Source organism: Streptomyces sp. NPDC001599 (genome assembly GCF_042893535.1).
Lineage (GTDB): Bacteria > Actinomycetota > Actinomycetes > Streptomycetales > Streptomycetaceae > Streptomyces.
The window spans coordinates 252557-269146 of record NZ_JBIAVA010000004.1; the positions used below are offsets into that span (position 1 = coordinate 252557).

Below are 16590 nucleotides of genomic sequence, written 5' to 3' on the forward strand. Positions count from 1 at the left end.
GCACCATGCCTTCTTCCAGCCGCACCTCCTCCAGTCGCACCTCCTCCAGTCGCATTTCTTCCAGCCGCACCTCCTCCAGCCGCACAGAAAGCACTCACCCATGCACAAGTACACGAACACCACCGCCCTGGTCACCGGCGCTTCCAAAGGGCTGGGCGAGGCCTACGCACGCGAACTCGCGTCCCGGGGCGCGAACTTGGTCCTCGTCGCCCGCTCGGCCGACGCGCTGCACGCCCTCGCCGACGAGATCCGGGCCGCGCATTCCGTCCGCGTCGACGTGATCGCCGCCGACCTGTCCGACCGGCGGTCGCCGGAGCGGATCCTCGATGCCGTCGACGGACTCGGTCTGGACGTGGATCTCCTGGTCAACAACGCCGGGATGGGGGCCGTGGGGCCTTTCCTCGGCCGGCCCCTCGCGCCCACCATCCAGTCCGTCGACGTGAACGTGACCGCCCTGGTCGGACTGGTCCACCTCCTGGGTGCCCGCATGGTCGAACGCGGCCGGGGCGGCATCGTCAACATCGCCTCCACCGCCGCCTTCCAGCCCATGCCGTACCAGGCGAGCTACGCCGCCACCAAGGCGTTCGTGCTCTCGTTCACCGAGGCGGTCGCCGAGGAGGTCCGCGGCACCGGCGTACGCGTGATGGCGGCCCACCCGGGAGCCACCGCCACGGGGTTCTTCGACCGGACGACCGCGTCCATGAACCCCAGGTTCACGGATGCTCCCACCGACGTGGCCGCCAGGACGCTCGACGACTTCGCCCGGGGCCGGGCCGTCTCCTTCCCCGGGCGCGCGTCCCAGCGCACCGGGGTCTGGGTGTCGCGGGTGCTTCCCCGCACCACGGTCACGCGCCTCACGGGCGCCCTCAACCGCCGGCTGGGACTCCATGACGTCAGCGATCGCGACCCCGCCGCCGCGCCGGGGCAGTGACGATCCCGGGTGGCATACTGCGCAAGGGAGCGGTGCGAACAGGGGGGCGGGCCATGAAGTGGTTCCAGCGGGATCGGGGGGAGCGGCCCGCAGGTGTGGTGCCACTCTCCGGTGTCGTCAAAAGTGAGAGCGTGCCCGGACAGGCACCTCCGCCGCTCAGCCCAGGTGGCCCGGTGCTGCAGCGGATCGGTGGCGACGATGACCAGGTCGCACGGGTGACGGCGCTTGCGGAGCCGGTCGTCCTGGACATCATCCATCAGGGACGGGGGCACTTCGTCGTGGACGCCCTGGACGCCGGTCTGCATTCCCAAAGCCAACTCGTCTATACGGACGGGCCTTTCGCCTGCCGGGCTCTGGTCAACGCCGACGACAGGACTGTACGGGCACTCAGAGTCCAGGCGGACGGGCCGTGGGTGATCGAAGCCACCCCGGTGTCGAGCGCATCGGTCCTGGACGGAGCCGCACGGTTCCCCGCCTCGAACGTGCTGCGCTACGAAGGCGGCCCGGGGATCGCTTCGCTCTGCCACGAAGGCGACCCGGGGGCCGAAGACGGCGGATACTTCCTCGTCGACACCTTCGAACAGGGTGGAAACGGTTTCCTGGACGAGCTGGCCAACCATGTCGGACCTTGGCGGGGTGAGGCGCCGTTGACCGGACCGTGCCTCATCTACGCCCGCTCGGACGGGCCGTGGTCCATCAGCGTGCAGCCCCTTTAGGCCGGGTCCCAGGTCTTCGTCGATACGACCACGGAGCGAGACGCGTGGTTCCAGGCGACGGAGACGCCGCCGCGCGCTCGGTCCGGGCAAGCATCGATGATCCGGACTCAACGACCGTTGCCTCTCGGTGTGTTCATCACATAGGGTCCCGTCAGCCACACGAGGCGTCAGCCCCCGAACCGGGAGTGCAACGGTGTTGTCACCCTCTCCCCTCTCCGAGACCCTGCGGCGTCTCGACAGGGTCGTCCAGGAGAAGGAAGTCCGTTCGGAGCTGCTGGACGCGGCGGAGCTCGCCGTCCGGGCGGCACTGCCGGTGTCCACCGTCCGCAGTCTGCTCCAGGGCGGTGTGCCACCGGACGACTCCGTCAACGACCGGGTCCGGACGCGGATCGCCGCGCTCGCCGAAGCCGAGATGGCCGCTACCGGCAAACGCATGTCCGACCTGGCCTCGGACATCTCCGAGCGGCTCGGTGTCTCCGGGTACTGGGCCCGGCAGGTCTGCGACGGCAAGAAGGTGCCCAGCGTCGAGCTTCTCCACGGGCTCGTCGAGTACTTCGGGGTCGAGGAGGGAGAGGCGTTCTTCACCGCGTCGGCCGCCGACGCGCTCAACCGGGTCCTGCTCCCCGTCCTGCACGGACTGGAACACCCCGAGAGCGATCCCGTGCTCGCCCTGATGGACCGGTACGGCGTGAGGTCCGCCGACCTGCGCGCGCACGGTTCCCTGACCCGCGAGCAGTTGGAACGCCTTCTCGAAGGGGTCCTGCGGTCCGTCGTACCCCCGGACGGAGGTCGCGAGCAGTGAGCGCCAAGGCGATGAAGTCCTTGCTCTCCGTCCTGGGCCGGCACTCGGCAGGGGCCATTCAGCGGCCGGCCGAGCCGCAAGAGGTCATGGAAACCTTCTGCGAGGCCATGAGCGCACGCACCGGTCGGCCGATCCGCCTCGTGTTCCGGGGGTTTCCACCAGACATTCCTGTCTCCGGCATGCGCCTGGACTGCGGGGACCACTCCATCATCGTGGTGGAGGAACACACGGTTCCCGAGGCTCAGTTGGTCATTCTGGGCCACGAGCTGTGGCACGAGGAGCAGGGCGACTGCGGACACCACGTGGCGGGGATGCCGACCGCCGCCCGCGCGCTGCCCACCGAGCAGGCCGGGGACGTGATCGAGCGGGCCGTCGAACAGATCCTCGCAGCGCACGAGGTACCCCCGGACGCGCTCCTTGCCGTCGCGGCCCGTGCCGAGTCCCGTGAGGACCGCGAGGCGGATGCCGAGACGTTCGGTCTGCTCTTCGGCCGGGAGGTCCGCACCTGGATGAAGGGCCGCTACGCGCAGGGCCCGGTCAGCGCGGACACCGTGGAAGGACGCATCAACCTGTCCCTGAGCAACCGCGGCGGGCACCTGCTGCCATGAGCCCGTCCTTCCACATTCCCTACGTCCTGCCCACCGCTCTGCTGGCGCTGGCCCTCGTGCTGAAGCTCCCCACGTTCCTGCGGGCCTCGCGCGACCCGGACGTCAGGGCGACCACCCTGCTGCTGATCTGGGCCACCGCCGTCCTGGTCGTGATCACCCCGGTCAACATAGAACGGCTCAACGTCCTCACGGGTGTGCCGAACATCGCCTCTCCCTGGGCCTACTCCTTCCTGACCGCCTTCTGCGCCACCGGCCTGACCATGATCATGCGTTGGCGGGAGGCACCATCGGTGAGACGGCGGCGCAGAATCCGCCGCATCTACTGGATCTACGCGGGGGTCGTCGCCGTCCTGTGGCTGACGTTCATCCTGGCCGACGTCCCCACGGCACGCGTCTACGACCTGGACACCTACTACGCCGGCACCCCCTGGATGCGCGAGCACATCCTCCTGTACATCGCGGCGCACACGGTGTCGTCCCTCGTGGCGGTCTCCATGCTGTGGAAGTGGTTCCCCGAAGTGGCCAACCGCTGGCTGAAGGCAGGAGTGGTGTTCCTGCAACTGGGCTTCGCGTCGGGGCTCGTCTTCGACGTCGCGAAGACGGCTGCGATCGGCGCCCGCTGGTCGGGACACGACTGGGACGTACTGAGCACCCAGGCCGCGCCCCCGTTCGCGCTGCTGGAAGCCGCCCTGGTCGCGCTCGGCTTCATCGTCCCCCAGGCCGGGCCCTTCCTGCAGAAGTGGATCCGGGACCGGCGCGAGTACCGTCGGCTCGCCCCGCTGTGGCACGCGCTGAGCAGCCTCACCCCCGCGGCAGCCGAAGCGCGCTTCGGACCGTGGACCCCGCTCGACCTGCGGCTGCTGCAACGCCGGCAGCGCATCCACGACGCGCTGCGCATGCTCGGCCCCTATGTCGACCCGGCCCTCTACCAGCAGGCCCGCGAAGCCGCACGGGCCGGGTACGGCGTCCCGGACGCCGACGCGGACGGTGTCGCCGGAGCCGTCACGATCAGTTCCGCCATCAGCACCTACCAGCAGGGCGGGCCTCCCGTCGCCCAACCCCAGGGGCCGCAGCAAGGCGCGGTCGTCGGCGGCCACATCGAAGGCATCGCGTCCGCCCTGCACCGGCCCCGCATCCTCCAAGACGTCCGCCGACGCATGACCAGCACAGAAAGCGCGCATCACCATGGCTGAAGGATCCGTCTCCCGCCGGCCCACCGCAGTGGTCATCGGCGCCAGTGCCACCGGTCTGCTCGCCGCGGCGGCCCTCGCGGACTTCGCCGACGTCACCGTCGTCGAACGCGACCGCCTCCCCGACGGGCCCGAACCGCGCAGGGGCGTTCCCCAGGCCCGCCACGCACACCTGGTGTGGAGCGGAGGAGTCAAGGCGTTCGACGACCTCCTCCCCGGTCTCACCGGTGAAATCGTCGCCCACGGGGGCCGCTTGGTGCACATCATGGCCGACATGGTCTCCCGGGCCCCGAACGAAGTGTGGTTCCGCCGTTTCACCTCCACCCATCACCGCAACCTGGTCTGCTCCCGCGACCTCCTCGACTCCGTCCTGCGAAACCGCGTCCTGGCCGACGAACGCATCACACTCCGCCAGGAGACCACCGCGCTCCGTCTCGAAGGCGACGCCACGGCGGTCACCGGCGTCCGCATACGCACAGCCACCGACGCAGACGCAGACGCAGGCACAGGCACAGGCACAGGCGCAGACGCCGGAGCCGGAGCAGGCGCCGGGGAACGCACCCTGCGCGCAGACCTGGTCGTCGACGCCTCGGGCCGAGGGTCCCGCGCGCCGCAATGGCTCACCGAGCTGGGTGCGCCGAGTATCACGGAGCGCGAGGTCAACGCCGGCGTCGCCTACGCCACCCGTCTCTACCGCGCCCCCGAGGCGGCCCGTAGCATCGACTTCCCCCTCGTGAACGTGCAGGCCAACCCGGCCAAGGCACCCGGGCGGGGAGGCATCGTCCTGCCCATCGAGGGGAACCGCTGGATCGTCACGCTGGCCGGCACCCGCGGCGGTGAACCCACCGACGATCCCGACGCCTTCGTCGACTTCGCACTCGACCTCGACGATCCCGTCATCGGCGAACTCGTGAAGGGCCTCGAACCACTCGGGGACATCGTCACCACCCGTGCCACGGCCAACCGCCGTCGCTACTACGAGCGGGTCACACACTGGCCGGACGGCTTCCTCGTCCTCGGCGACGCCATCGCCGGCTACAACCCCGTCTACGGCCATGGCCTGACCGTCGCAGCCCAGTGCGCCCTCGCCGTCCGCGACACGCTCGGCGCGACGGGGCTGGGACAGCCGGGCCTCGCACGGCGCATTCAGCGCGCCGCCGGCCGACCGGTGGCCGCCGCCTGGGACTTGGCCGTCGGCCAGGACGCGCTGTATCCGGGAGCCACCGACACCCGGCCGAACGGCGTCGAACGTCTCCTCGCGCGCTTCGTCGACAAGGCCGTGGAGACCGGCGCACGCAATCCGCGCGCCATGGCTGCCCTGCTGGATGTCATGAGCCTGGAGCGACCCGCGACCCGGCTGTTCTCGCCCGACATGCTCATCCCCATGCTCATCGGCCCCAGGAGGCCACACCTGCAAGGGCCGCCGCTCACCGATGCGGAGCGGAAGGCCGCCATGCCGTAGTGCGGGTGTTCCGGCACCCGCCCCTACGACCAGCTCAGGAACACCGTGTAGGTGTCCAGGAGGTCGTTGACCACGTCGGTCGTCGCCTCTCCCCCTGTGGTCGGCACCACCCTGAAGTCGGGCTTCCGGTACGAGTAGTCGTCGTCGCTCCGCCGGGCGTTGGGCTCGTGGACGGCGACGAGGAACCGCTTCCCGTCCGGCGACACCAGCATCCCCTCCGCGACCCTCCCGTCCTGCGGGCCGACCACGCCGATCGGGGCGCCCGAGGCCCGGCCGGTACGGGCGTCCATGATCCGGAAGGTACCGGTCGAGGTGCGGCACAGCACCCGGTCGTCGCCGGTCCAGCCGACGAGGCCCTCACACCCGCTGAGCAGGGTGGCCCGGTGCGCCGAGCGCGAGGTGAGCGGTCCTGAGGAGTTCCAGGTGTCGAAGACGTTCCCGAAGACCTTCGGCGCCTTGGCGGTGAGCCGCCGGCCGCCCGGTGCGAGGTGGACCGTGTCCGCCTGGACGGCCCGTGGGGGCCTGCCCAGGACTGTCAGGGGCAGGCCGTGTCCGGCGGCCGGGCCCTCGTCGGACAGGTGGTGGGAGCCCTCGGTGGGCCGGGAGCCGATCCTCTGCCCGCCGCCCTCTGCCGTGTACGTGAACCACACGCCGCGCCCGTCCGGCGACATCACCGCGTTCTGTTCGTCGGCACCTGGCGCCCCGCCCAACCGCACGACGTCGTCGAGGCCGGCGCCGCTCACCACGTAACCGACGTGGGAATCGGCCTTGTTGCCGGGATCGCGCAGGACCACGGCCATGCGCGTGAAGGCCAGGTCGAAGAGTGCGCGGACCCGGGGAGCCATGTACTCCAGGGTGGCCACCTTGTAGGGGGACGGGTTGTCCGGATTCATGCCGCAGAGGTCCACGAGGGGGCTGTTGACCGCCTTCGCCCCGGCGTAGTTCGTGAACGCGGCGTCGCTGGGGATGGGGAACGTCCGTTCCGCGCGCGGCTGCCACGTCTCGGCGTCCCAGGCCCGTACGGTGACCGCGGCGTAGCGCGCGCCCATGCCGCACGTGGCCGTGACGACCGTGTCGTCGCGGGTGAAAGGACTGTCGGGGAGGACGTAGTCCCGGTTGCCCAGGAAGGGCGCCGCGGACGCCGAGGGTTTCGAGGCCGGCTTCTCCTCGGCCGGCTCAGCGCTGCACCCCTGGACACACAGGACGGGCAGGACGGACAGGGCGAGGACGGCAACGGCCTTGACGGTCAGACCAGATCGCACAGCGGCCCCTCGGGATTCTCGTGGCACGGCGTCCAGGCGACGGAACCGAAGACCCACTTCTGCCGGAGGTCCGCCGGGACGGACTCCGTAAGGATGCGCAGCGGCTTGCCCTTGGCGTCCTTCAGCTGGAGCCACTCGCCCTTCTGGTAGGAGTCGTTGTAGTGGACCTTGATGCCCCACTCGCACGCCTGTCCCCGTGGCGCGATCGCCTCCACCCTGAGACCGCCCGCGGGCTGGCCGCCTCCGACCTCGATGTAGTGGGTGCCGAAGTAGGACTCGCCCTGCCCCTCGGCGTCGTCGGTGAGCACGGGCTCGTCGGCGCGCGGCGGAAGATGGAGCCGGATGCCCTGATAGGTGGCTCCGCCCTGGGGCGGTATGGCGACGACGGTCTGCGTGGTGCTCTTGTGACACGCGATGCCGGTGGTCTTCCAGCCGTCGATGACCACGGCGGAGGACCGCGTGCTCAGCACGGTCATCTTGAACGCGTCGGTGAGTTCCAGGCCGCCGTCCCTGGTGTGCCGCTCGTACCGCTCGGGGGCGTGTTCCATCACGGACGCGTACACGAGCGGACGGCCGCCCAGCTCCCTCAGGTAGGAGAAGGCGGTACCGGGGTCGCCGGTCGTCAGTTTCCGCGCCTCGTCGGCGGTCAGCTCACGGTCGAGGACCATCGCCCACGTGGGGGGCTCGCCCTCCTCCGGCCGCACCGACACCGTGAACGGGGTCTTGGCCGCGTCGATACCGGTGTTGGTGTCGTTCTCCCTGATCGTGCTCGGCTTGATCATGAGGTAGGCCACCAGCACCGCGCCCAGGACGCCCAGGAGACCGACGGCCGCCTTCACGAACAGCCAGCGGACCTTCTTGCGCCGGGATGCCTCGGGGTCCACCCCGAGCACGTCGGAGACGAGCGCCTCGAAGCTCTCGTCGGGGCGGTCTCCCCCGTGGGCGGGCGGCTGCGGTGCGGGCGGCGCGGGGTCGGCGGGCGGTGGGGGCGTGTCCCCGTCCGCGTCCGCGTACTGCCCCGGGGGCTCGGCGGGGGCGCCGCCGTCGTCGGGGCGCGGCTCCGGAGTCCCGTCCGGTGAAGCGGTCGTCGTCATGCTCGTCCCCCTGCAACACGTCGCGTCCCGTCCCCGGCGGCCCATGGCACCCGCGTCGACCGGGCCGCTCGAAGCCCACCTGATCCCTTGTCACGTACCGGTTCACCCGTCACGTACAGCAGTCTGCCGTACCGGCGTCACCCCTGGTGACACACCGGTCACACTCGGGGTCCGGACGCCACGCACCTCGCTTCCTCACAGCACTACCCGCCCGACACGGCCATGGCAATGGTGATGTCAGACGAGGGGGCCCCGGTCGGCCGCGTCCTCCTCCTCGCTTCGCCGACGGGCGCGGTCCACCTCGGCCATGTGTGCCTCGGCCCACTCACGGAGTGCGGCCAGCGGCTCTTCCAGGGTCAGGCCGAGCGGGGTGAGCCGGTAGTAGACGCGCGGCGGGACCGTCGGCTCCACTCGGCGGCCGACCAGGCCGTCTCGGGTGAGGCCCTGAAGGGTCACCGACAGCATCTTCTGCGAGATGCCGGTCATCCTGCGCTGGAGCTCCGCGAACCGCACCTCCTCCGGGGAGGCCTCCGCCAGCACCTTGACGGCCATGGACGTCCACTTGGTGCCGATCCGGTCGAGGAGGCGGCGGGTGGGGCACTGCGGGTCGAACAGGTCTCCACGAGAGACGTGCGGAGGGCGTGACGTCGAGGAGGTCACCCGGGGCTCACCACCTGTCGCGAAAGTGCGGTCTTGGATCGCCCAGCCTAGTTTCCTATCGTTTGGTTGTCACTATTGGTAACCGCTTCGCCCGACCCGAGGGATCCTTGTGCTCACGCCCGCCGCCTCGTCCCGCTCCTCCGATCCCCGCCCTCCGGGCGTCGAACTCCGGCGCCTCGCGCTCAACGGCGTCGAACTCTCCGTTGCCGTGCAGGGCGAGGGCCCGGCCGTGCTGCTCCTGCACGGATTCCCGCACACCTGGCAGCTGTGGACCCGTGTCATGGGCCCGCTCGCCGAACACCACCGGGTCATCGCACCGGACATGCGAGGCGCGGGGGCGAGTACGCGTGCGGCGGACGGATACGACGCCGGCACACTCGCGTGCGATGCCGAAGCGCTGCTGGAGGCCCTCGGAGTCCGATCGGCGGACGTCGTCGGCATCGATGCCGGAACCCCGCCCGCGTTCCTCCTCGCCATGCGCCGGCCCGACCTCGTCAGACGGCTCGTCGTCATGGAGTCGCTGCTGGGCGCGCTGCCGGGGGCCGAGGAGTTCCTCGCGCGGGGGGCGCCCTGGTGGTTCGGCTTCCATGCGGTGCCCGGTCTCGCGGAGACGGTGCTGACCGGGCACGAGGCCCAGTACGTCGACTGGTTCCTGGACGCCGGTTCCCTCGGGGAGGGCGTCGATCCCGCCGTCCGGGACGCCTTCGTGCGGGCGTACACCGGGACCGACGCCCTGCGCTGCGCCTTCTCGTACTACCGGTCGCTGCCCACGAGCGGCGAGCAGATCGCCGAGGCCGTCGCCGGCGGGCGGTTGACCGTCCCCACCATGGCCGTCGGTGCCCGTCCGGTGGGCCGGGCCCTCGAACGGCAGCTGCGGCCGGTCGCCGACCGCCTGGTCGGCCACGTGATCGAGGACTGCGGGCACATCATTGCGCTGCATCGTCCCGAAGAGCTGCTCGGCCTGCTCGAACCGTTCCTCGCCCCACGCCCTCGGAGCCTGCCGCCCGGGAGTTGAGGACCGAGAGGACCGAGGGGGCCAGGGACCGAGACGGACGTACTCCGTCAGTGGTACTCCGTCGGGAGCACCGATGAGTTCCGGGCCGGGCGGCAGTCGTTACGGACAAGAGAGCAAGGAGTCCGCCATGTCCGTGCAACGACCCGGCGCCGAGCAGCCCACGACCGAGCTCGACGCCCGCTACAGCTCCGCACTCCATCCCCGTCCCGGCGCCGCGGACGTCACCGCCACCGAGTGGGACGAGGCCCGGCGGCGTCTGGAGGCCGCCGAGATCTTCTGGGTGGCCACGGTGCGGCCCGGCGGCGGGCCGCACGTCACGCCGGTGATCGCGGCGTGGCACGGCGGTGCGCTGTATTTCTCCACCGGGCCGGGTGAGCAGAAGGCCCGGAACCTGGCGCACGACGCGCACTGCGCGCTGATCACGGGCGGGAACTCGCTCACCGAGGGGTTCGACCTCGTGGTCGAGGGCGAGGCGGAGCCGGTCGGTGATCCGGCGGTGCTGGAGGAGGTGATCGCGGCGTACGAGGCGAAGTACGGGTCGCACATCACGTCGGCCGACGGCACCTTCCACGGCATCGGGGACGCCATACGGCGCGGAGACGCGGTGCTGTTCGCGGTGGCCCCGGTCACCGCGTACGGGTTCGGCCGGGACGACGGGGTCTACAGCCATACGCGGTGGGGGTTCTGAGCGGCGCTACGGTGTGTCAGCGGCCGACCGTCCAGGTCGCCGAGTTGGACGTGAGGTCCCGGACGGCGTGGTTGCGGACGGCGGTCGTCGTGTCGACCACCGTGGCGGTCACCTTGTGGGTGCGCCGGTCGGCCGGGACGCCCAGGGCGGCCGGGAGGACGGAAATCCTGCCTCGGGCGTGCCTGGCCTCGCGTCCGTCGACGTACCAGCGCAGTTGCGGGCGGGAGAGGCCCGTGCCCGTGTCCAGGTCGGCGAGTTCCACGGAGAGGCGGGTGAAGCGGGTGGCCCTGGTCGCCGTGTTCCGCAGCGGGGTGAGGGCGTTGGCCGAGCGGTAGAAGCCGGCGATCATCGCCTCCCGGCCGGGGAGGTTGAAGCGGTCGGTGTTCAGGGAGCGCATGATGGAGTTCTCCGTGGGACGGAAGATGCCGTACTCGTAGTAGTCGGCGCCCTCGAAGGTGCCGACGACGCCGCCGCTCGGGTCGGTCTCGCCGAGCCATGCCGCCCACTTGGTGCGCTGCCTGGCCATGTCGGCCGCCGTCAGGGTCGAGGCGTTGGGGTAGGCGGGCTCGGGGTCGGGGTAGTCGCCGTAGCCCTCGTACTGGTACTCGTCCGCCAGGAGGCCTATGGAGTGGGCCATCTCGTGCGCGGCTATCAGGGTGGACCGGTCGTTGTCGGAGGAGAGCGTGGAGACGCCGTCGTAGCCGTAGTCCGCCGCGAGTCCAAAGTAGCCGGCCCCGCCGTACTTGGTGGAGTGGGAGACCACGATCACCAGGTCGGTCGCCGGTGCCTTGTCCGCGTAGGTCTTCGTCCTGTCCAGGTCGACGCAGATCAGGCGCTCCGTGTCGCCGCACCAGAAGTACGAGCCGAGCGCGGTGTTCCTGACGACGTCCCGGGTCGGGTCACCGGTGACGCCGGAGTCCTCGGAGACGGCCTTTACGGCCCAGACGTTGAAGAGGCCCTCGTAGCTCTTGTACGGGTCGATGTCGGTGACCTCGTCCCACTTCGTACGCGCGTCCTCGAGGAAGTCGTCCTGCTCGGCGGCCGTGTAGCCGTCGCCGATGATCGTGACGTCGAGGCGGTCGGCGGTCGGGCCGGTCTCGGCGAGCGGGACTACCTCGCCGTCCTCGGATGCGGCGGCGGTGCGCTTCCGGGGGTCGGACGCGGCCGGCCCGTCCGGCTGCGTGTGCGGGCTGTCGGCCGGGACGCTGGTACGTGCGCCCTCGCCGGTCGGCTCCGGGAAGTACTCGACGTCGACGTACGGGCCGGTGCCGGCCGTCGGTGCGTCGGCGGCGCCCGCGACGTCGACCGCGGTCAGGGAGACGGAGAGGGCGAGGACGGTTGCCGCCGCCGACCTGCGCAGGCCTGTGTGCACGAAGCTCTCCCCAACCCGGTTGACGCGACCGCGATGTAAGTACCGCACTTAAGTGCAGTTAAGTGTTCGCTTAAGTTAGGGGTCCGCCGGAGCTTCTGGCAAGGGGTGTGCGGGGTACGGGAGTTGCCCGGCGTCGTGCGGGTCAGTCGTCGGCCCCCAGCGCGCCCAGCAGCATCGGCAGGGACGCGTGCAGCTCGCGCTCCCAGTAGGCCCAGCCGTGGGTCCCCGGGCCGTAGAAGTTGGTCGTCACGTGCCGCGCGCCGACGCGCTTCAGCTCGGCCGCGAGCGCGTGGTTCTGGCGGTTGAAGTCGGCCTCCAGGGCGCTCGTGGCGCCCGGTGCGTCCAGGGGGCCGGTGGTGCCGTCGCCGCAGGAGAGGTAGACCGGGATCGACCTCAGCCGCTTCGCCAGGTGGAAGGGGTCGTGGGCCTGCCAGATGCCGCGTTGGGCGACCGGGTCGCCCCAGACGCGGAGCGGGTCGTTGTCCTGGCCGGCGAAGAAGCCCATGATGCGGTCGACCGACTCGTCGTTCAGCAGGGGGTGGGCGGAGCCGGAGAAGGCGGCCGTCGCCCTGAACATCCCGGGGTGCCGGGCGGCGTACAGCAGGGCGCCCTGGCCGCCCATGGACAGGCCGGCGACCACGCGGTCGCTGCCCGCGCCCCAGTCGCGTTCCAACAGGTGGCGCAGTTCCTTGGTGTGGAACGTCTCCCATGCCGGGTCGCCGCCCTGCCCGTGGTTCCACCAGTCGCTGTACCAGCCGTTCCAGCCCGCCTCGGGCATCACGACCAGGACGTCGCGCAGGCTGTCCGTCTCCGCCACGTCCGTCATGCTCGTCCACGAGGTGTAGTCGCCGCAGCAGCCGTGCAGGAGCCAGAGGGTGGGCCAGTGCTGCCGGTGGCGTCGGTCGTGCGGGTTCCAGCCGTCGGGGGTGAGGAGGCGGACGTCGACCGTGCGGCCGCCCAGGGCCGTCGACCGTACCGACAGGTCGACCTGCCGGTTGGCGACCCGGGTGACGGCGACGACCTCCGCGCCGGGGCGGGTGGTGCCGGTCTCCGCTTTCCCGGCGGCCAGGGCCCCTGGAGCGGTCGGCGTCAGGACGGCCAGCAGGACGGCGAGGACCAGGAGGAGTCTCGCGCGCAGCGGGGTGAGGACGGTGGGCACGTTCGCGAACACGGCGGCTCCCTGGGTGGGTTGCTGTGCGTGGTGCCTGGTGCCTGCCTGGTGGTGCGTCCGGCGGGCGTTCGTGGCGGATCGGGTCAGGTGTCGTGCCGGTGCGGCAGGATCAACAGCGCGTCGCCGACCGGGCGTTCGCCCGCGGCGTCCGAGGGCGAGTTGAGTACGGCGTCCTCGGCCACCATCGTCGTCGAGCCGCCGCCGTCCAGGTTGACGGCGTCGCGCAGGCCGAGTGACCTCGCGACCTCCGCGCTCTCGCCGATGCTGAGTCCGAGGGAGTCCGTGCTGCGTCCGTCGGCGGTGACGAGGACGGTGCGGCCCGCGGCGTCCACCCCGGCCAGGGTGCGCGGGTTGCGTTTGTGGACCCAGCCGTAGTACCAGCTCGGGTCGCCGGGGTGCACCATGCCGTCGGTGGCGGGGGTGACGTGGACACGGCCGTCGCGGACCAGCTCGGGACCCGCGTTCACGATGTCGGTCCGGGGCGAGGTGGACATCCGGCGGCCTCGGTCGTCCAGGAGGGTCGTGCTCACGCGCAGGCGGTCGCCCACGTGGGCCAGGGCGGCGAGGTCGGCGACGCGTTCGCCCGTCGCCTGGACCGAGCTGCCGCCCCGGGGGATCGTTCCACCGCGTGGTGAGCGCACTTCCACGACCCGGTCACGGGCGTCCAGCACGGCTTCCACGCCTTCGCCCCCGGGGGTGCGTCCGCCGTAGTCCGGGGTGAAGGCGACCAGCTCGTCGGGGTTGGTGCAGGTGACGTCGTGCAGCGGGAGCGACGTGGGGGCGTCGCCCGCGCTGCCGCCGCAGTTCCTGATCAGGCCGGGTACGCGGTTGACGCCGTTCAGGGGGAGGGAGGCCGCGCGGGTGGCGATCCGGCCCTGCCAGGTGAGGCGGGCGATCTCGGTGCGGCGCCCGTTGTCGTGGACGACCAGCGCCGGGCGTCCGGCCACCGGTTCGCTCAGCAGGCGGCCGTCGTACACGCCCACTCCGGCGGGGTCGCCCGGTGCGCCCGCCTTGGGGTCGAGGACGAAGAAGCCGGCGTTGACGGCGGCCGTCGCGGCGGCCGACGCCGCCAGCGCGCTGGTCGTCTCGCGGTTCTCCAGGTCGGGGCCGTACGACGCGTCGAGGGTGCCGCGGAATGTGCGCGGGTCGATGGTGAGTACGTCGACGTGCCACGGGCCCCGGTCCCTCGCCTCGCCGTCCCAGCCGGTGTAGACGGCGGAGCCCGAGTACCCGGCCGCTCTCAGGCGGGTGCGTTCGGCCGTCGCGGCGGCCTGCGCGTCGAAGGTGCCGATGCGGACCCGCCAGCCGAGGGTGCCGCCCCGGTAGTCGGCCGTCGCGGGTGTCGTCACCTCCTCCACCCTCGCTTCGAAGCCGTCCCGCCGCAGTTCGGCGGCCAGTTCGTCGGCGCTCGCCCGGTCCTTGAGGGCCGTCGGTGGTGCGTCGGGGTCCGGGGAGGTGTCGCCGCCGGGGATGGACACCTCGACGGTCCAGTGGAGTGCCGGGTCGTCGGCGTTCCCTCGCACGATACGGGTCAGGGTGACGCCCGGCTGAAGGGTGGTCGTGGTGCGGCGCTCGGGTAGGCCGGCGGGGCCCAGGGGCAGGGCGTGACGGGCCGACGGGGGGTGCCCCCCGGGGTGCGGGGACGCCACGGCGGCCGGTGGGAGCGCGGCCGACGCGGTGAGGGCGCCGAGAACGGCACCCGTGGCGGCGCACAGCCGCATCTTCCTCTGCTTCATCTGTCGTCCCGCCTCACGCCGACCACGGACACCGACCGACCCATGCTGCGCACAAGTATCGGCCGGTCCCCGCCGGCGTCAAGGCCGCCCCGGGAGGCGGAGGTTCACCCGGTTCGCACGCGGGCCCGGTCAGGAGACCCGCGCCACGCCCACATGGAAGCCGCTGCGCTCCCGCACCGGTGCCGGTTCCTCCTGGTACCACTCGGTGGCGAACACCAGACCCGGTTCGACGAGTTCGAGGCCGGCGAAGAAGGGCTCGACCTCGCTCCGGGTGCGCATCCGCAGCGGGATGGCCCCCTTCTTGTAGGCGGACTCGGTCTCCTGCTTCAGTTCCGGGTGCTGGTCGGCGGTGCCGTGCGACAGAAGCAGGTAGCTGCCGGAGGGAAGGGCGTCCACGAGGGTGCGCACGACACCGTACGGGTCCTCGTCGTCCGGCAGGAAGTGCAGGAGCGCGATCAGGGAGAGGGCGATCGGGCGGTCGAAGTCCAGTACCTCACGGGCGCGTTCGAGGATCGTCGCGGGCTGTCGTACGTCCGCGTGGAGGAAGTCCGTGGCCCCCTCCGGGGTGCTGGTCAGCAGCGCCTGGGCGTGCCTGAGGACGATCGGGTCGTTGTCCGCGTAGACGATCCGGGCGGCCGGGCTGATCGCCTGCACGATCTGGTGCAGGTTGGGTTCGGTGGGGATGCCGGTGCCGATGTCCAGGAACTGGTCGACACCGTTCTTCGCCAGCCAGGCCGCCGCACGGTGCATGAACGCCCGGTTCCGGGCCGCGTTGCCGCGTGCCTCCTCGGGGAGGGTCTCGCCGACCCGCTGGTCGACGGGGTAGTTGTCCTTGCCGCCCAGCAGCCAGTCGTAGACGCGGGCCGGGTGCGGTTTGCTCGTGTCGATGTGGGGTCTGGGTGTACCGGCGGTCACAGGACACTCCTCCGTACGCGGAACGGCATCGTCGGGTCGTCAGCCTAAGATGATGTTCCGACCGGCGCTCACCCAGGTGCCCATCGCTCCGACGCCCTTGGGTGGCCCACGAGTTGAGGACGGAGTCAGGCCGCATGACCTCCCTGAGCAGTGGCGAGAGCGCCGCCCACCCCGACCGGATCGACACGAGCAGGCCGCATCCCGCCCGGATGTACGACTACTTCCTCGGCGGGAAGGACAACTACGAGGTCGACCAGAGGGCCGCCGAGCAGTTCATGAAGGCGGCGCCCGAGGTGCGTGAGGGAGTCCTCGCCAACCGGCACTTCATGCACCGGGCGGTGCGGCACGTGGTGGCCGAGGGCGGAGTCCGCCAGATTCTCGACGTGGGCACCGGCCTGCCCACCGAACCCAACGTGCACCAGATCGCGCGGTCCGCGGCGCCCGGGACCCGGGTCGCGTACGTCGACAACGACCCCATCGTCGCCACCCATTCGAGGGCCCTGGCGGACGACCCGGACACCGCCGTCGTCCTGGCCGACCTGCGCGACCCCCGCGCGATCCTCGACCATCCCGAGGTGCGCGCGGTCATCGACTTCGACCAGCCGGTGGCGCTGCTGCTGGTCGCCGTGGTGCACTTCGTGGCCGACGCGCAGGATCCGGCGGGCATCGTCGCCACGCTGCGCGACGCGCTGCCCGCCGGTTCGTACCTCGTCCTGTCGCACGCGACGGGCGACGTCCACGAGGACCGGCGTCAGGACGCCGCGGCCGTGTACAACAAGGCCACCGCGTCCCTCAACCTGCGCCCGCACGCGCGGATCCTCGATCTTTTCGGGGACTTCGCGCTGGAGGAGCCGGGGCTGGTCCGGGTCACCGACTGGCGCCCCGAGGAGGCGCGGCGCCCCGACGCCCCGCCGATCGGCATCTACGGCGGAGTGGCACGCAAGGGCGCCTGACGCACGGCGGCGGCC

At 71.4% G+C, this 16590-nt stretch carries 16 protein-coding genes; 9 read left to right on the forward strand and 7 right to left on the reverse strand.

Translation table 11 applies throughout. From position 1 onward, the window contains the following. Positions 1 to 100 precede the first annotated feature (100 nt). From ACFYZ3_RS13820 to ACFYZ3_RS13845, 6 genes are all read left to right on the forward strand, one after another. Positions 101 to 931 carry an SDR family NAD(P)-dependent oxidoreductase gene (locus tag ACFYZ3_RS13820; protein WP_388516319.1) on the forward strand — a complete coding sequence of 277 codons (831 nt, stop codon included), beginning with the start codon at positions 101 to 103 and terminating at the stop codon, positions 929 to 931. A gap of 173 nt (positions 932 to 1104) precedes the next feature. Continuing rightward, positions 1105 to 1647: a hypothetical protein gene (locus ACFYZ3_RS13825; protein ID WP_388516321.1), complete on the forward strand. Its 543-nt coding sequence runs from the start codon at positions 1105 to 1107 to the stop codon at positions 1645 to 1647. Positions 1648 to 1840: 193 nt separating this feature from the next. Then, positions 1841 to 2449 carry a hypothetical protein gene (locus tag ACFYZ3_RS13830; protein ID WP_388516322.1) on the forward strand — a complete coding sequence of 203 codons (609 nt, stop codon included), beginning with the start codon at positions 1841 to 1843 and terminating at the stop codon, positions 2447 to 2449. Next, complete coding sequence (locus ACFYZ3_RS13835) at positions 2446 to 3057, forward strand: toxin (protein ID WP_388516324.1); 612 nt, start codon at positions 2446 to 2448, stop codon at positions 3055 to 3057. The genes ACFYZ3_RS13830 and ACFYZ3_RS13835 overlap by 4 nt, the downstream gene beginning before the upstream one ends. Continuing rightward, positions 3054 to 4250 carry an MAB_1171c family putative transporter gene (locus ACFYZ3_RS13840; RefSeq protein WP_388516327.1) on the forward strand — a complete coding sequence of 399 codons (1197 nt, stop codon included), beginning with the start codon at positions 3054 to 3056 and terminating at the stop codon, positions 4248 to 4250. Before ACFYZ3_RS13835 ends, ACFYZ3_RS13840 begins: the two co-directional genes overlap by 4 nt. Beyond that, positions 4243 to 5709, forward strand: coding sequence for an FAD-dependent monooxygenase (locus ACFYZ3_RS13845; protein ID WP_388516330.1), 1467 nt, complete (start codon positions 4243 to 4245; stop codon positions 5707 to 5709). Before ACFYZ3_RS13840 ends, ACFYZ3_RS13845 begins: the two co-directional genes overlap by 8 nt. 23 nt (positions 5710 to 5732) lie before the next feature. Here the strand turns inward: ACFYZ3_RS13845 and ACFYZ3_RS13850 are convergent, their stop codons facing one another. From ACFYZ3_RS13850 to ACFYZ3_RS13860, 3 genes are all read right to left on the reverse strand, one after another. Next, positions 5733 to 6971, reverse strand: coding sequence for a hypothetical protein (locus tag ACFYZ3_RS13850; protein WP_388516333.1), 1239 nt, complete (start codon positions 6969 to 6971; stop codon positions 5733 to 5735). Beyond that, positions 6956 to 8065, reverse strand: a complete 1110-nt coding sequence (locus ACFYZ3_RS13855; RefSeq protein ID WP_388516335.1) for a hypothetical protein — start codon at positions 8063 to 8065, stop codon at positions 6956 to 6958. The genes ACFYZ3_RS13850 and ACFYZ3_RS13855 overlap by 16 nt, the downstream gene beginning before the upstream one ends. 237 nt (positions 8066 to 8302) lie before the next feature. Then, on the reverse strand, positions 8303 to 8725 hold the full coding sequence (locus ACFYZ3_RS13860) for a winged helix-turn-helix transcriptional regulator (protein ID WP_388516338.1): 423 nt from the start codon (positions 8723 to 8725) through the stop codon (positions 8303 to 8305). Between the two features lie 109 nt (positions 8726 to 8834). Between ACFYZ3_RS13860 and ACFYZ3_RS13865 the strand changes: the two genes are divergently transcribed. After that, entirely contained in the window at positions 8835 to 9740 is a 906-nt protein-coding gene (locus ACFYZ3_RS13865) for an alpha/beta fold hydrolase (RefSeq protein WP_388516341.1), read from the forward strand. Positions 9741 to 9867: 127 nt separating this feature from the next. After that, positions 9868 to 10428 carry a pyridoxamine 5'-phosphate oxidase family protein gene (locus ACFYZ3_RS13870; protein WP_388516344.1) on the forward strand — a complete coding sequence of 187 codons (561 nt, stop codon included), beginning with the start codon at positions 9868 to 9870 and terminating at the stop codon, positions 10426 to 10428. Between the two features lie 16 nt (positions 10429 to 10444). Here ACFYZ3_RS13870 and ACFYZ3_RS13875 read toward each other — a convergent pair whose 3' ends face one another. The 4 genes from ACFYZ3_RS13875 to ACFYZ3_RS13890 form a co-directional block, all read right to left on the reverse strand. Continuing rightward, positions 10445 to 11800 carry a M64 family metallopeptidase gene (locus ACFYZ3_RS13875; RefSeq protein WP_388516347.1) on the reverse strand — a complete coding sequence of 452 codons (1356 nt, stop codon included), beginning with the start codon at positions 11798 to 11800 and terminating at the stop codon, positions 10445 to 10447. A 142-nt stretch (positions 11801 to 11942) separates the two neighbouring features. Next, a complete protein-coding gene (locus tag ACFYZ3_RS13880; RefSeq protein WP_388516350.1) occupies positions 11943 to 12971 on the reverse strand; it encodes an alpha/beta hydrolase in 1029 nt (342 codons plus the stop codon). 83 nt (positions 12972 to 13054) lie between these two features. Next, positions 13055 to 14707 carry a phosphodiester glycosidase family protein gene (locus tag ACFYZ3_RS13885; protein WP_388516353.1) on the reverse strand — a complete coding sequence of 551 codons (1653 nt, stop codon included), beginning with the start codon at positions 14705 to 14707 and terminating at the stop codon, positions 13055 to 13057. A gap of 129 nt (positions 14708 to 14836) precedes the next feature. Beyond that, the gene (locus ACFYZ3_RS13890; protein ID WP_388516355.1) at positions 14837 to 15622 is read right to left on the reverse strand and encodes an SAM-dependent methyltransferase; all 786 of its coding nucleotides are present in this window, start codon (positions 15620 to 15622) and stop codon (positions 14837 to 14839) included. 134 nt (positions 15623 to 15756) lie between these two features. Between ACFYZ3_RS13890 and ACFYZ3_RS13895 the strand changes: the two genes are divergently transcribed. Beyond that, positions 15757 to 16575: an SAM-dependent methyltransferase gene (locus ACFYZ3_RS13895; RefSeq protein WP_388516358.1), complete on the forward strand. Its 819-nt coding sequence runs from the start codon at positions 15757 to 15759 to the stop codon at positions 16573 to 16575. Positions 16576 to 16590 lie beyond the last annotated feature (15 nt).